Source organism: Rhodococcus sp. O3, from assembly GCF_048897285.1.
Taxonomy (GTDB): Bacteria; Actinomycetota; Actinomycetes; order Mycobacteriales; family Mycobacteriaceae; genus Rhodococcus.
Map to the genome: position 1 here is coordinate 1 of NZ_JBMBTE010000060.1, position 13,362 is coordinate 13,362.

13 protein-coding genes are annotated in these 13,362 nt (G+C 67.9%); 7 read left to right on the forward strand and 6 right to left on the reverse strand.

The genetic code is table 11. The features are described from left to right. Window positions 1-41 precede the first annotated feature (41 nt). Window positions 42-335, reverse strand: coding sequence for an SHOCT domain-containing protein (locus tag ACN675_RS17250; protein WP_420752000.1), 294 nt, complete (start codon window positions 333-335; stop codon window positions 42-44). A gap of 47 nt (window positions 336-382) precedes the next feature. Further along, on the reverse strand, window positions 383-832 hold the full coding sequence (locus ACN675_RS17255; RefSeq protein WP_420752001.1) for a DUF6325 family protein: 450 nt from the start codon (window positions 830-832) through the stop codon (window positions 383-385). Window positions 833-1,085: 253 nt separating this feature from the next. Between ACN675_RS17255 and ACN675_RS17260 the strand changes: the two genes are divergently transcribed. From ACN675_RS17260 to ACN675_RS17285, 6 genes are all read left to right on the forward strand, one after another. Further along, on the forward strand, window positions 1,086-1,511 hold the full coding sequence (locus tag ACN675_RS17260; RefSeq protein ID WP_197251665.1) for a DUF7144 family membrane protein: 426 nt from the start codon (window positions 1,086-1,088) through the stop codon (window positions 1,509-1,511). A gap of 10 nt (window positions 1,512-1,521) precedes the next feature. Next, window positions 1,522-3,003, forward strand: a complete 1,482-nt coding sequence (locus ACN675_RS17265) for a hypothetical protein (RefSeq protein WP_420752002.1) — start codon at window positions 1,522-1,524, stop codon at window positions 3,001-3,003. A gap of 6 nt (window positions 3,004-3,009) precedes the next feature. After that, window positions 3,010-4,347 (forward strand): diacylglycerol/lipid kinase family protein, encoded by a 1,338-nt coding sequence (locus ACN675_RS17270; RefSeq protein WP_420752003.1) that lies wholly within the window; start codon window positions 3,010-3,012, stop codon window positions 4,345-4,347. Between the two features lie 76 nt (window positions 4,348-4,423). Beyond that, a complete protein-coding gene (locus ACN675_RS17275) occupies window positions 4,424-5,239 on the forward strand; it encodes an SDR family oxidoreductase (RefSeq protein ID WP_420752030.1) in 816 nt (271 codons plus the stop codon). A gap of 96 nt (window positions 5,240-5,335) precedes the next feature. Continuing rightward, a complete protein-coding gene (locus ACN675_RS17280; RefSeq protein ID WP_420752004.1) occupies window positions 5,336-6,310 on the forward strand; it encodes an ATP-binding cassette domain-containing protein in 975 nt (324 codons plus the stop codon). Next, window positions 6,307-7,110: an ABC transporter permease gene (locus tag ACN675_RS17285; RefSeq protein WP_420752005.1), complete on the forward strand. Its 804-nt coding sequence runs from the start codon at window positions 6,307-6,309 to the stop codon at window positions 7,108-7,110. The genes ACN675_RS17280 and ACN675_RS17285 overlap by 4 nt, the downstream gene beginning before the upstream one ends. 9 nt (window positions 7,111-7,119) lie before the next feature. Here the strand turns inward: ACN675_RS17285 and ACN675_RS17290 are convergent, their stop codons facing one another. Next, complete coding sequence (locus ACN675_RS17290) at window positions 7,120-7,509, reverse strand: TIGR02611 family protein (RefSeq protein WP_420752031.1); 390 nt, start codon at window positions 7,507-7,509, stop codon at window positions 7,120-7,122. A 257-nt stretch (window positions 7,510-7,766) separates the two neighbouring features. On the opposite strand from ACN675_RS17290, the gene ACN675_RS17295 reads away from it, so the two are divergent. Beyond that, window positions 7,767-10,358, forward strand: a complete 2,592-nt coding sequence (locus tag ACN675_RS17295) for an AMP-binding protein (RefSeq protein WP_420752006.1) — start codon at window positions 7,767-7,769, stop codon at window positions 10,356-10,358. Here ACN675_RS17295 and ACN675_RS17300 read toward each other — a convergent pair. The 3 genes from ACN675_RS17300 to ACN675_RS17310 form a co-directional block, all read right to left on the reverse strand. Then, entirely contained in the window at window positions 10,339-10,713 is a 375-nt protein-coding gene (locus tag ACN675_RS17300) for a VOC family protein (protein WP_420752007.1), read from the reverse strand. The genes ACN675_RS17295 and ACN675_RS17300 overlap by 20 nt on opposite strands. Before the next feature lie 350 nt (window positions 10,714-11,063). After that, entirely contained in the window at window positions 11,064-11,483 is a 420-nt protein-coding gene (locus tag ACN675_RS17305) for a DUF7144 family membrane protein (RefSeq protein ID WP_420752008.1), read from the reverse strand. A gap of 127 nt (window positions 11,484-11,610) precedes the next feature. Next, window positions 11,611-13,356: a cholesterol oxidase substrate-binding domain-containing protein gene (locus ACN675_RS17310; RefSeq protein WP_420752009.1), complete on the reverse strand. Its 1,746-nt coding sequence runs from the start codon at window positions 13,354-13,356 to the stop codon at window positions 11,611-11,613. Between the last annotated feature and the right edge of the window lie 6 nt (window positions 13,357-13,362).

Sequence of the window (13,362 nt, forward strand, 5' to 3'; positions counted from 1 at the left end):
GGAACGTACCGTTCGCTCGGAAAAAGGGAGCGCACGACCAGTCAGCCGGCGAGGATGCGGGCCTTCTCCGCTTCGAACTCGGCCTCGGTGAGCACACCCTGGGCCTTCAGCTCGCCGAGCTGTTTGAGCGCCTCGAGCCGGTCGACGCCACCCGAAGCCTGCGGTTGTGGCGGCGGCGGGGGTGGGGGTGCGGCCTGCTGCTGTGCTTGGGCGTACTGTTCCTGTTCCTGCCGGGCCCAGCGCTGACCTTGGCGGCGCGAGACACGATTCGACACGGACGTCGCGGTTCCCGCGATCACCGCGGTCCGGGCGACGCCGCGGAGCAATCCGGGCATAGGTCCCACCTTTCTCTGATGTGCGGTTGCTGTCAGTTCGGAATCGGTCAGGTCTGGGCCTCGAGTGCGTCGAGCGAGGCCAGGATGCTCTGCACCGGCACCCGTCCCGAGGCGACGAGCTGAGCGCCGTTGTGACGCAACTTTGCCGCCAACGGTGCGGCCCAGGTGTTCTCGTAGATCAGGACGGCCGCCGAGCACCCCGGTTCCAGCGCCTCACCGGCGTCGGCGAGGTCCGTTTCGTCGAGCAGCCCGGAGTACGCTTCGGCGAACAAGGTCACGTCGAAGTCCCCCTGGAGTCCGACGTCGGCGATGTCGATCCCGGAGACGGAACCGTCGGGGCCCTTCTGGACGAACTCGAGGTCAAGCACGCGAATGATGCCGCGTTCGACGAGGTCGACCAGCAGGGGCAGGGCGGAGCCGTCCGGAGGCCGGTCGGCGGGAAATTCGATGACGAGATAGTCGATGGGCCCCATCTCGTCGACTTCGGTACCGGTCACGGTGGTCTCTTTTCGTGAGGACGGGTACAGCGTTTCGGCCCTCTCGACGATAGCTCCCCGCGGTGGTCTCCGGCCCTGTTTCCGCTGGCAGGCGGGATCTCGTCGGCATCCTGTGGGGCCCGGTGCAATTCCGGGTTCGTCGGTACCGGGCGTCGGCGGGCAGACGAGTTCCGGTGTTGATCTTCAAACTCGTGCCCAGAACGCCGACCGCGCGCATACTACCGATACCACTCACCTCGTGAAAGGGACTCTCATGTCCGAAGATGTGCGTGTCAATCCGGAGGCCGGCAGCGTCAAACAGGGAATCGCCGCGGGCACCTCCATCGGAGCCGCGGTGATCCTCGTGACCCTCGGCATCATCTCCCTCTTCCAGGGAATCGCCGCAGTCGCCGAGGACGAAGTGTTCGTTCGCGGTGTCGAATATATGTACAAGCTCGATTTCACCAGCTGGGGCTGGATCCACATCGTTCTCGGCGTCCTCATGATCCTCGTGGGGATCGCGCTGATGGCGGGCCAGACGTGGGCGCGGGTCACCGCGGTCATCATCGCGGCACTGTCGATCATCGCGAACTTCCTGTGGCTGCCGTACTACCCGTGGTGGTCGATCCTGATCATCGCGCTGAACATCGTGGTGATCTGGGCCGTGTCGACGTGGAACCCCCGAGTCGACTACTACTAGACACACGACGATGACATCGGGTTCCGGCCCCACCGGATCGGGTGTCCCGGACGGCCCGCTCGCCCCGGGCGAGCGGGCCGAACTGGAGCGCTTGCGCGCCGAGGTCGCGACCCTGCGGTCGAAGACCGCGGAGGTTCCCGCCGCGGGCGCGCCCCCGGAGCGGAAGCCTCGCCATGCGCTGCGATGGACGGCGGTGGCGATCCTGACCGTCCTGGTCGCAGTCCTGTCGATCGCCACGGTGACAGCCCGTTTCGTCCGCGGTGAAGTCCTCGATACCGACCGGTACGTCACCACCGTCGCCCCGTTGGCGTCCGATCCGGCGATCCAGAATCAGATCGCCGACAGCGTCACCGACGAGATCTTCGCCCAGGTCGATGTCGAGCAGCTCACCGCGGACGCCCTGTCGGCACTCACCGACCTGGTGCCGGCAGCCGAGAACGCGCCGCGCCTCGATCGCGCGATCGACGGCCTGGCACCGGTGATCGCCGGACAGGCACGCAGTTTCGTCAATGAAACGGTGTTGACGCTGGTGCGCAGCGACCAGTTCGACGACCTGTGGATCCAAGCGAACCGGGCCGCCCACAACGGGCTGGTCGCGGTCGTGACGGGTGACGTCGGACCGTCGTCCGTGACGATCGACGAGTCCGGCACCGTCAGCATCTCGCTGGGAACGGTCATCGACAACGTCAAGGCACGCCTGATCGATCGCGGCTTCACGTTCGCGGAGAAGATCCCGGCGATCGACAAGCAGTTCGTGCTGTTCCAATCACCGGATCTCGTTCGGGCACAACGCGCGGTGTCCGCGCTGGACAAGGCCGCCGACATCCTGCCCTGGGTCACGATCGCCGCGGCCGTGGCCGCGGTGGTGGTCGCGCCGCCGGGCCGCCGCCTGCGCGCCCTCGCGTTCGTCGGCGTCGCCCTGGCGGTCGGCATGTTCGTGCTCGCAATAGCGCTGATCATCGGGCGCGCAATCTATCTGGACAAGATTCCTCCGGACGTCCTGTCTCCGGACGCCGCCTCCACACTCATCGACACGATGCTCGTACCGCTCCGGACCGCACTGCGCGGTGTCGCCGTCCTCGGTCTGGTGATCGCCGTGGCCGCGTATCTCACCGGTGGTTCGGCCTCGGCCACCGCAGTGCGCCGCGGATTCGGTCGCGGCCTGGACTCCCTGCAGCGAGCACGTCGTACCCGCCCACCGAACGAGGTCGAGCTGTGGGTGACACGGGCCCGAGTTCCGTTGCGCGTGGCGATCGTTGCGATCGGTGCGGTGCTGCTGATGTTCTGGCGATACCCCACGGGCATGGTGGTCGTGTGGATCGTGATCGGGGTGCTCCTCGCGCTGTTGGTGCTCGAGGTGTTCGTGCGGCCGGTGCGGACGTGGCAGGAACAGTCCGGTCGCGACGAGGCTGCGGCCGATGTCGACACAGCCGCGGCGGCGGACGTCGACACAGATACACACACGCCGAGTACACACACGCCGAGCGGGTGACCGATCGTGTCCGCCGTCGTCGACGAGGTTCCGGGCGCGGCACGCTGGTGGGCGCGCGCCGCGGCGCTCTGTGTGCTCCTCGCGATCGTGCTGCCGATCGCCGAGGCGGGCCTGGGCGGTGCGGTGCTGCTCGTGCTCGTCGGGATCGCCGGGGTCGCGATCACCGTCGCCTCGATCTACTGGTTCCTGTCCCGGCGCGGGGCGCTGAGGGCGGCGGCGCTCGCGCTGGCCGTCGTCGTGCCGATCGCGGTGCTGGCGTTGTACATCCGCGAGAGAAACCTGTGGGTCGTGGTCGTCGCAGGTGTTCTCGTGGCGCTCGCCCTCGTGTGCGCCCGCGCGGCGCTGCGTATCCATCACGACGAGACCGGGCAACCCGAATATCCTGCAGCGCCGGTGGAAAAGCCGTTCCTCGTGATGAATCCGCGCTCCGGCGGCGGGAAGGTGGTCAAGTTCGATCTGCAGCGCAAGGCCGAGGCTCTCGGCGCCACGGTGGCGTTGCTCGAGGGACCTGAACCCGTCGATGTCGAGGCGTTGGCGCTCGAGGCCGTCGCGCGCGGTGCCGATCTGCTGGGGGTCGCCGGCGGTGACGGGACCCAGGCGCTGGTGGCGGGCATCGCCGCCGCGCACGACATTCCGTTCATGGTGATCAGCGCCGGGACCCGCAACCATTTCGCACTCGATCTCGGTCTGGATCGCGACGACCCCGCCGCCTGTCTCGACGCACTGCGCGACGGGGTCGAACTGCGCGTCGATCTCGGCGATATCGACGGCCGCACGTTCGTCAACAACGCCTCGTTCGGGGTGTATGCCGATATCGTGCAGAGCCCGAACTATCGCGACGACAAGACGGGGACCGTGCTCGAGATGCTGCCGGATCTGCTCGCCGGCGGCGGCAGGGTGCGCTTGCGCGCCCGCATCGACGGGGAACCGGTGGACGGCCCGCAGGCGATCCTGGTCAGCAACGGCCCGTACACCACCGACGATCTGGCCGGGATGGGCCGGCGCACCAGGCTGGACCGGGGCCGGCTCGGGGTCGTGGCGATCTCGGTCTCCAGCGCCCGGCAGGCGGTCGGTCTGCTCAATCGGGCGCGCAGTCGGGGCCTTGTGCAGCGCACGGCCGCCGAGGTGGTCGTCGACGCCGACGCACCCGACATCCCGGTCGGCGTCGACGGCGAATCCCTGCGCATGCCCACACCGGTCCGGTGCACGATCAACCCGGGGGCCCTGCGCGTGCGGGTTCCCCGGAACCGGCCGGGAGTTCGTCTGCCCGCACCTGCCCTGGACTGGGTGCGTCTGCGCGAATTGGCTCTGCCCCGCCGTCGGACGTCCCCGGTCGCGCGGTGACGCTCCGCGCGACCCCGGAGTCGAGGGTAAGTTCGTCCGTTGGACAGGGACGAACATCGCCGTGAAGGGGGTCAATGTGCAGGTCGAGGGCAAAGTTGCGGTCGTCACCGGGGCGGGAGGCGGCATCGGTGCCGCGATCGCGGGAAGTCTCGTCGCGGCGGGGGCGAAGGTTCTCCTCGCGGACCTCGACGGCGATGCCGTGCAGCGGGTCGCGTCCGGACTCGATCCCACCGGGAAGGGTTCGGCACTGGGTGTGCGGGCCGACGTGGCCGACACCGCCGAGATCCGCGCCCTCCTCGATCGTGCTGAGCACGAATTGGGTCCGGTTGCACTGTATTTCGCGAACGCCGGGATCACCGGTGCGCCCGGTCTCGACGCCGACGAATCCGTGTGGGATCGCGCGTTCGACGTGAACGTCCGCGCCCACGTGCGCGCCGCCCAGCTGCTCGTGCCGAGATGGCTCGACCGCGGCGAGGGCTATTTCGTGTCCACCGCGTCCGCGGCCGGCTTGCTGACCCAGATCGGATCGGCCACCTATTCGGTGACCAAGCACGCGGCCGTCGGATTCGCGGAGTGGCTGTCGGTTACATATGGCGACAAGGGAATTCGCGTGTCGTGCCTGTGCCCGATGGGAGTCGAGACGGCGTTGCTGCGGGAAGGGGAGCGGTCCGGGACCGGGCTCGGCGACATGGCGACCCGCGCCGTCACCTCCGCGGGGAAGGTCCTCGAGCCGTCCGAGGTGGCGGAGGTCGTCCTCGCCGCGATCGCGGAGGAGCACTTCCTGATCCTGCCGCATCCCGAAGTGCTCGACATGTACCGCCACAAGGGCACCGACTACGACCGCTGGATCGCCGGGATGCGCCGGTTCCAGGCGAAGCTCGCGGACGGCTGAGCGCCGGCATCGAGAAGACGCCACGGAGAAAATCGGTCGCGACTTGTCGGTGTCCTCGGGCAGACTGGGCGGCACACGACGGTCAGGGGAGGACCGATGGTCGATGCCATAGTCGCAGAAGGATTGATCAAGACATACGGGAAGGTCACCGCGCTGGACGGCGTCGACCTCCGGGTCCCCGAGGGCACGGTGACCGCGCTGCTCGGACCGAACGGCGCAGGCAAGACCACCACCGTTCGGGTGCTGACCACACTGCTGGTGCCGGACTCCGGTCGTGCCCGGGTCGCCGGCTACGACGTCGTCGCCGACGCCCGCACCCTGCGCTCGCACATCGGGGCGTCCGGCCAGTACGCGGCGGTCGACGAGTACCTGACGGGTTTCGAGAATCTGGAGATGGTGGGCCGGCTCTACCACCTCGGCGCCAAACGCAGCCGGGAACGTGCCCGTGAACTGCTCGAACGGTTCGATCTCGTCGAGGCGGGCGACCGACCCGTCAAGGGTTATTCCGGCGGCATGCGCCGACGGCTCGACCTCGCGGGCGCTCTCGTCGCCGAACCCCCGGTGCTGTTCCTCGACGAGCCCACCACGGGTCTCGATCCACGCGCTCGGCTCGGGCTGTGGGAGGTGATCGAACAGCTGGTGGCGCGCGGGACGACGCTGCTGCTCACCACGCAGTACATGGAGGAAGCGGAACGGCTCGCCGACGACATCGCCGTGATCGACCACGGCAGGGTGATCGCCGAGGGGACGGCCGACGAACTCAAGAGCCTCGTGGGCAGTGAGCGCATCGAATTGGGGATCCCCGACCAGGCGCACCGCGAGGTCGCCGTGCGGGAGCTCGCGTCCGTCGCGGCCGGTGAGATCCAGGTCGACGGGGGCGCGGGGACGCTCACGGTCCCGGTCGGGTCGTCCGACGGCGGCGGCGCCGAAGCCCTGGTCGCGGCACTGGGCAAGCTGTCCGCTGCGGATGTGCGTGTGGTGGATGTGGCGTTGCGCAAACCGACGCTCGACGACGTGTTTCTCACGCTGACCGGCCATGAGGCCGAGGACGAGAAGGAGGTGGCGCGGTGAACTCGGTGCAGATGGTCGCGTCCGACGGCCTCACCATCGCCAAACGCAACGTCATCAAGATCAAGCGTGTGCCCGACCTGATCGTGTTCACGATCCTTTCGCCGATCATGTTCGTGTTGCTGTTCGCGTACGTGTTCGGCAGTGCCATCGAGATTCCGGGCATGTCGTACCGCGAATTCCTCATCGCGGGCATCTTCACGCAGACCGTGATCTTCGGGTCCACGTGGACCGGTCTGGGAATGGTCGAGGACCTGCAGAAGGGCATCATCGACCGGTTCCGTTCCCTGCCGATGGCTCCGTCCGCGGTGCTCATCGGCCGGACCACGACCGACGTGCTCATCAATGTCGTGAGCCTGATCGTGATGTCGTTGACCGGTCTCGTGGTGGGCTGGCGCATCAACACGTCACTGGGTGAGGCCGCGGCCGGATATCTGCTGCTGTTGCTGTTCGCCTACGCGTTGTCGTGGGTCATGGCGGTCATCGGCATGTGGATCCGCACGCCGGAGGTGTTCAACAACGCGAGTTTCATGGTGATCTTCCCGTTGTCGTTCATCGCCAACACCTTCGTCGACCCGTCGTCGATGCCGCCGCTGTTGCGCACGATCGCCGAGTGGAATCCGATGTCCGCGCTGACGCAGGCGGTGCGCGAGCTGTTCGGGAACACGAACCCGATGATGCCGACGCCCGACGTGTGGCCGTTGCAGAATCCGATCCTGGCCTCGCTGCTGTGGACGGCGCTGATGTTGATCGTGTTCGTGCCCTTGGCGATCCACCGCTACCAGAAGGCCGTCAGCCGCTGACGCGCGCGATCACAGCGGGCTGTCCATCCACGAGTACTCGAGGCCGGCCCAGCCGCCGACGAGGCCGAACGTTCCCAGCAGCCACAGTGTCGTGAGCACGACGACGCCGGTGCCGAGCGCACCGGCGCCGCGCACGACCCACGACTGGCGGGAGAACCAGGCCATGAACCGGTCGTAGCGGGTGCGCACGCCGTGCAGGGTCCGATGCGCCCACGCGAACTCCGAAGCGAGGATTCCGAGCCCGGCGAACACGATCAGCCATCCCGGCCCGGGATAGGGGATCGCGACGACGCCGAGCACCAACACGATCGTTCCGACCATGGCCACCGTGAGCCGGTAGGTCGTGTTCAGGGTGGGTCGTGCCGCGATGTGTTCGCGCAGACGATGCAGGCGGTCCATGGTCGACGGCGGCGAGTCCGGTGACTCGTCCCGTTCACTGTTCACGATCGCTCCGGGCTGGTTTCTCGTCGGTCGCGTCGTTCGTCGGCGACCGGGTTCTCAGTCCCACTGTACCGGCGCCGTCGGGTGCGGCCGGGGGCGATCGGGGTGCCGCGGCCGCGGTGCCTTCCGCGAATCTCCTGGTCAGCGGCCCGGCGGTGTCGCGCACACCCTCAGGGTCTTGTACTGAGGTATGGCAGGCCTTATAGACTTTCGCGGTGCTTTCCCGTTCCACCGAGCTCGTCGAGTGCTCGCGGGTGCCGTTCGCCTCGGGCCTCGCCGCTCACGGGGAACGGACCGCGCTCATCGTCGACGGCCGCGAAATCTCCTACCGTGAACTGGCCGAGCGGGTCGATGCCGTCGCCCGGCGGCTCGGCTCGACGCGCCGCCTCGTCCTGATCACCGGCGCCAATGCCCTCGATCCGATCGTCGCCTACCTGGCGGCGCTGGCATCCGGCCATCCGGTGCTGCTGGTGCCCGGCGGCAACGCCGACACCCTCGCCGGGATGATCGAGACCTATCGTCCCGACGTCGTGGTCGACGACGGCCGTTTCGACGAACTCGCGCCCGGCACGATCCACGATCTGCATCCGGACCTGGCGCTGTTGCTGAGCACCTCCGGGTCCACCGGCTCGCCCAAACTGGTACGCCTGTCCCACAACAACGTTCAGGCCAATGCGGAGGCGATCGCCGACTACCTGGGGATCCGGGACACCGACCGCGCCGTCACGACGCTGCCGATGCACTACTGCTACGGGCTGTCGGTGCTGCACAGTCACCTGCTGCGCGGCGCGGGGGTGGTGCTCACCGACCGGTCGGTCACGGAACCGGAATTTTGGGACCTGGTCCGCGACCATCGCGTCAGCGCGCTCGCCGGCGTCCCGTACACGTTCGACCTGCTCGATCGCGTCGGCTTCGCCGACATGGACCTCGAGCACTTGCGCTACGTCACGCAGGCCGGGGGCAGGCTCGATCCCGAGCGGGTTCGCGGGTACGCCGCGCTCGGACGACGCCGCGGCTTCGACTTCTTCGTCATGTACGGGCAGACCGAAGCCACCGCCCGCATGGCGTATCTGCCGCCGGAACTGACGGCGCAGTATCCGGACACCATCGGTGTCCCGGTTCCCGGCGGCTCGTTCCGCATCGATCCGGTCCCCGAGGGCGAGGACGGCGCCGGTGAACTCGTCTACATCGGACCGAACGTCATGCTCGGCTACGCGACAACACCCGGCGACCTCGCCTTGGGAAGGGTCGTCGACGAACTGCGCACCGGGGACCTGGCCGTGCATACCGAGGCGGGTCTGTATCGCATCGTCGGACGCCGGTCCCGCTTCGCCAAGTTGTTCGGTCTGCGCATCGATCTGCAGCGGGTCGACGCTGCGCTCGCCGCTCACGGTCTGATCGCGTGCTGCGCCGGCTGCGACGAGCAGCTGATCGTCGCGGTCGTCGACGCCGACCCGCGGCACGTCCGGGAGCTCGCCGCCCGGGCGAGTGGGCTCCCCGAGTCTGCGGTGCGGGTGGTCCCGGTCGCGGACCTGCCGCGCACCGAGAACGGCAAACCCGACTTCCGTGCCGTTGCCGCCCTCGCCGACCGCGTTCCGGACGAATCGCCCGCCGCTGCCGGCCCGGTCGATCTGTGCCGTCTGCGCGCGCTCTACGCGGAGATTCTCGCCACCGACGACGTCACCGACGACAGCACCTTCGTCGACCTCGGCGGTGACTCGCTCACCTATGTGCGGATGTCGGTGCGGCTCGAGAAGCTCCTGGGAAACCTGCCCGCCGACTGGCACACCACCCCGCTCCGCGAGCTGGCTACCGAGACCCGGCGACCCCGGCGCGGGTTGCGCACCGTCGAGACGAACGTACTGATCCGTGCGCTGGCCATCGTCTTCATCGTCGGTTCGCATCTGCATCTGTTCGCGCTCGTCGGTGGTGCACACGTGCTGCTCGCCGCCGCCGGGTACAACTTTGCGCGGTTCAATCTGGCGGGATCGCGCAGTGCCCGGTTCCGGCACACGCCGGCGTCCGTCGCGCGGATCGCACTGCCCAGCATGGTGTGGATCGGTGGGGTCGTGGCCGTCACCGGGATTCATCCGGTGAGCAGTGTTTTTCTCCTCAACGGCGTGTTCGGACCCGACGCCTGGACCCGCGAGTGGCGGTACTGGTTCGTCGAGGCGCTGGTGTACATCGTGCTCGCGGTCGCGGTGCTGCTCGCGATCCCGTGGGTCGACGAACGAGAACGCCGCTACCCGTTCGCGTTTCCGCTGGTGCTCGTGGGGCTGGGTCTGCTCACCCGCTACCCGCTGATCGGACCGGACACCCCGACCAGCCAGATCCTGGCGTCGTATGTGGTGTTCTGGCTGTTTCCGCTCGGCTGGGCGGCGGCACGCGCGGTCGCCGTGTGGCAGCGGGTCGTGGTGAGCGCGATCGCGCTCGCGACGGTGCCGGGCTTCTTCTCCGACGAACCCGAGCGAACCGCGCTGGTCCTCGGCGGCGTGCTGCTGTTCGTCTGGATTCCACGCATGTGGTGGCCGGCGTTGCTCGTCCGCCCGATGGAGGTGCTGGCGAGCGCATCGCTGTTCATCTACCTGACGCACTTCACCGTCTACCCCTACCTGCGGGACATCGACCCGTGGTTCGCGTTCGCGGCGTCGCTGGCGGTCGGGATCGCCTACCAGCAACTGTGGGTCGGCCTCGGGTGGCTGTGGGCGAAGGGGCGGTCCCGCTCGTCCGGTGCTCCCGCCGATCCCGGCCGGGCACCCGCCGGGCGCCCGGTCGAGACAGCGGCCGTCACAGGTACGGACGGGTGATCAGCTCGATCGCGTGACCGGACGGGTCCTTGAAGTAGACGCCGCGCCCGCCGTGCTCGGTGTTTGTTTCTCCGGGGCGTTGCATGTGCGGGTCTGCCCAGTGCTCGATACCGGCGTCGAGCAGGCGCCGGTATGCGCGGTCGAACAGCTCGTCGTCGATCAGGAATGCGTAGTGCTGCATCTGGATGTCCACCGGCGGCTCGGCGAACTGGATCAGCACGCCGTCGTCGAGCCGGATGTTGGTGAACACGCCCCAGGACGGCGCTTCATCGACCTCCAACAGGTCGCGGAAGAAACGCGCGGACTCCTCGCGGTCGCGGGAGGCGATGATCGTGTGGTTGAAGGTTGCGGGCACAGGTTTGTCCTTTCTGTGGTCGATTCTCGGGGAGGAAGTACATGCGGATCGAGCACGTGCTTCTCGGGGGGTCCCCGGATCGACTGCGGACGGCGATTCGTCGCCCGGCCCGCGGTCAGCGGTCCACCGGATCGCCTATCCGTGTGTGGCGCAAGGCCGTCCCGGTGTTCACACGGGGCACTCTACTCCCGTGGGGCCCAGGCGGCATCCGGGTCGCGCGGCGGATCGTCACCGTGCCCCAACTGCCGCTTCGTGTTTCGCATCGGTAAGGACTATTGCGGTGCAGATGGATGCAAACAACCCCGATCGCGGCGGGCGGGGTGCCTGCCGCGATCGGGGTTGTTCTCGCTTCAGTAGGTGATGGGCGCCGGCCGCCAGGTGGACACCGCCCAGATGACGACGATGTCCAGCGCGATGATCAGCACCGACCACCACGGGTAGTACGGCAACCACATGAAATTCGCCAGGATCGACAGTGCCGCGAGAATGATCGCGGCCATGCGCGCCCAGGTCGCTCCCGTCAGCAGGACGAGACCCACGACGATGAGCACCACCCCGAACACGATGTGGATCCAGCCCCACGTCGTGAAGTCGAACTTGAACGTGTACTCCACTCCCACGACGAACAACTCGTTCTCGGCGACCGCGGCGATGCCCTGCAGGAACTGCAGGATGCCGACGGTCATGAGAATGACGGCTGCCGCGATGGACGTTCCCGCAGCAACTTTCTGTTTGGTGCTTCCCCGATCGATGGTCACATCATCGGACACGGCAGTCACCTTCCAGTCGACTGTGCTTCCCGGAACGCTATTGTGCGCGCCGAGTCCGTCGTCACGGTGCGGTTTCTGTGATCTTCACCCGTTCCGAGAGTGCGTCCGTGCGTTCAGGGCAGCAGCGTCACGGCAGCAGACGGTCCAGGAAGCCGTTGCTGAACACGCGATGCGGATCCAGCCGGTTGAATACCTGCCGTGCCGAATCCCAGTTCTCGTGCGCCGGCACACCCTGCCGATAGGTGTCCGGAAGTGCACCGGTGAGAATCGAATCGTCGGTGTACGGACGCTCGGGCCCGAACGCCCAGCCCTTCGACCATTCGGGACGGAAGGTGGAATCGCCACCGGCGAAACGCTGCCGCATCCACTGCTCCATCTCGCGGTAGAACGCGAACATGCCGGGGGTGCCCGGGACGCCCAGCACGTTCAGCCAGATGGCGGTGTCCCACTCGGGATGGTCGGGGCGGGGTCGCATCGCCGAGATCGTCGGCGGTCCCGCCGACGGCACCCGCACGTCGCCGGGCTGATCGAGCCCGCAGCAACGGATTTCGACGGGGCCGTTGAGCGGGTACTGCCCCAGCGACCGGTAGTGCTCGATCCGCTCGTGGAACCAGTGGGTGAAGTCGTGGATCACGTTGGCGATGTTGGCGCGGCTGGTGAGCACCGCGCCACCGCCCTCGGTCAGCCGGAGCGTGGTGGCCTTGATGTAGAACTGCAGATCCTTCGACCAGCCCCAGATGTCGCTCGAGTTCGACGCGGCGAGCCCCGCGACCGTCACACCGTAGTAGGCCTGCCCGAACGCCGGTGCGATGGATGTGTTTCCGGCGGTGATCTGCCCGAGCAGATCGGTGATCGGCTCGGGAACGTTGTCGGAGAACGGATAGTTGTAGGGTCCGAAGACCTCGCGGGATGCGGCGGGCTTCTCGGGGGCGATCGACCACACCTTCATCCACGGCTTGTCCGTGAACGGATACCAGATGGCCTCCGCGCGGCCGTCGCTGCGAATGAACGATTCGAACGTGCGGCCCTCGGCGCCGGCCGGGGCGAACAGTTCCCGCCAGTCGATGTCGGTGTAGCTGCGGCAGCGCATCCGCGTGTTCGGACCGGCCTGCATCGTCACCGAGGTGACGAAGGTACGGCCGAGATTGGTGAGCAGCGCGGTGATGTCGGATTCGGAGCGGCGGAAGGTGCGCAGGCCGTATTCGCTGCCCGTCCACACCACCGCGGTCATCTCCGTGACCAGGTTGCTCAGCGAGCCGAACGTGTTGCCCGGCACAGGTTCCTCACCGTCGGCGGGAAGCGCGGCTCCGTGCGCGTCGACGGCGAGCGATCCGGCGATCGAAAGAACCCCCGGCGCAGGAAGATTCGCCCATCCCAGCCCGTGCTCCTGGAGTGCGGTGGTGATCGCGTCGAGAGTCGCTCCGGCTCCGGCGGTCACCGTGGCGGGGTCACCGCCCGGCTGCACGCTCACCCCGTTCAGATGGACCATCGTGTCCGCGAGGATCACCCGGTCCACCGACGCCCCCTGCACGACGGTCAGCGGGGTCCAGCCGTGCATCGCGCCGCGCGGTCTGATCGTGTAACCGTGCGCGTGTGCCCAGTTTGCGAGTCGGACAACGTCTTCCGGACTCGTCGGTGTGCAGGTCCAGACGGCGTCGAGCATGATCTCCTTGGACCAGTTCTGATACGCCTGCTGGAACAGTCCGATGCCCTCGGGGAACTCCGGGGGAGCGGGCAGCGTGGCGCCCGACGATCCGAACGGCACAGCATGGGCCGGGGCCCAGCCACCCAGGGCGGTGGCAGCGAGGGCGCCTGCCCCGGCGGCGAGGAAACCCCGCCGGGACAGACGCAGCGACTCGTCACGAATCGTCATGCAGGA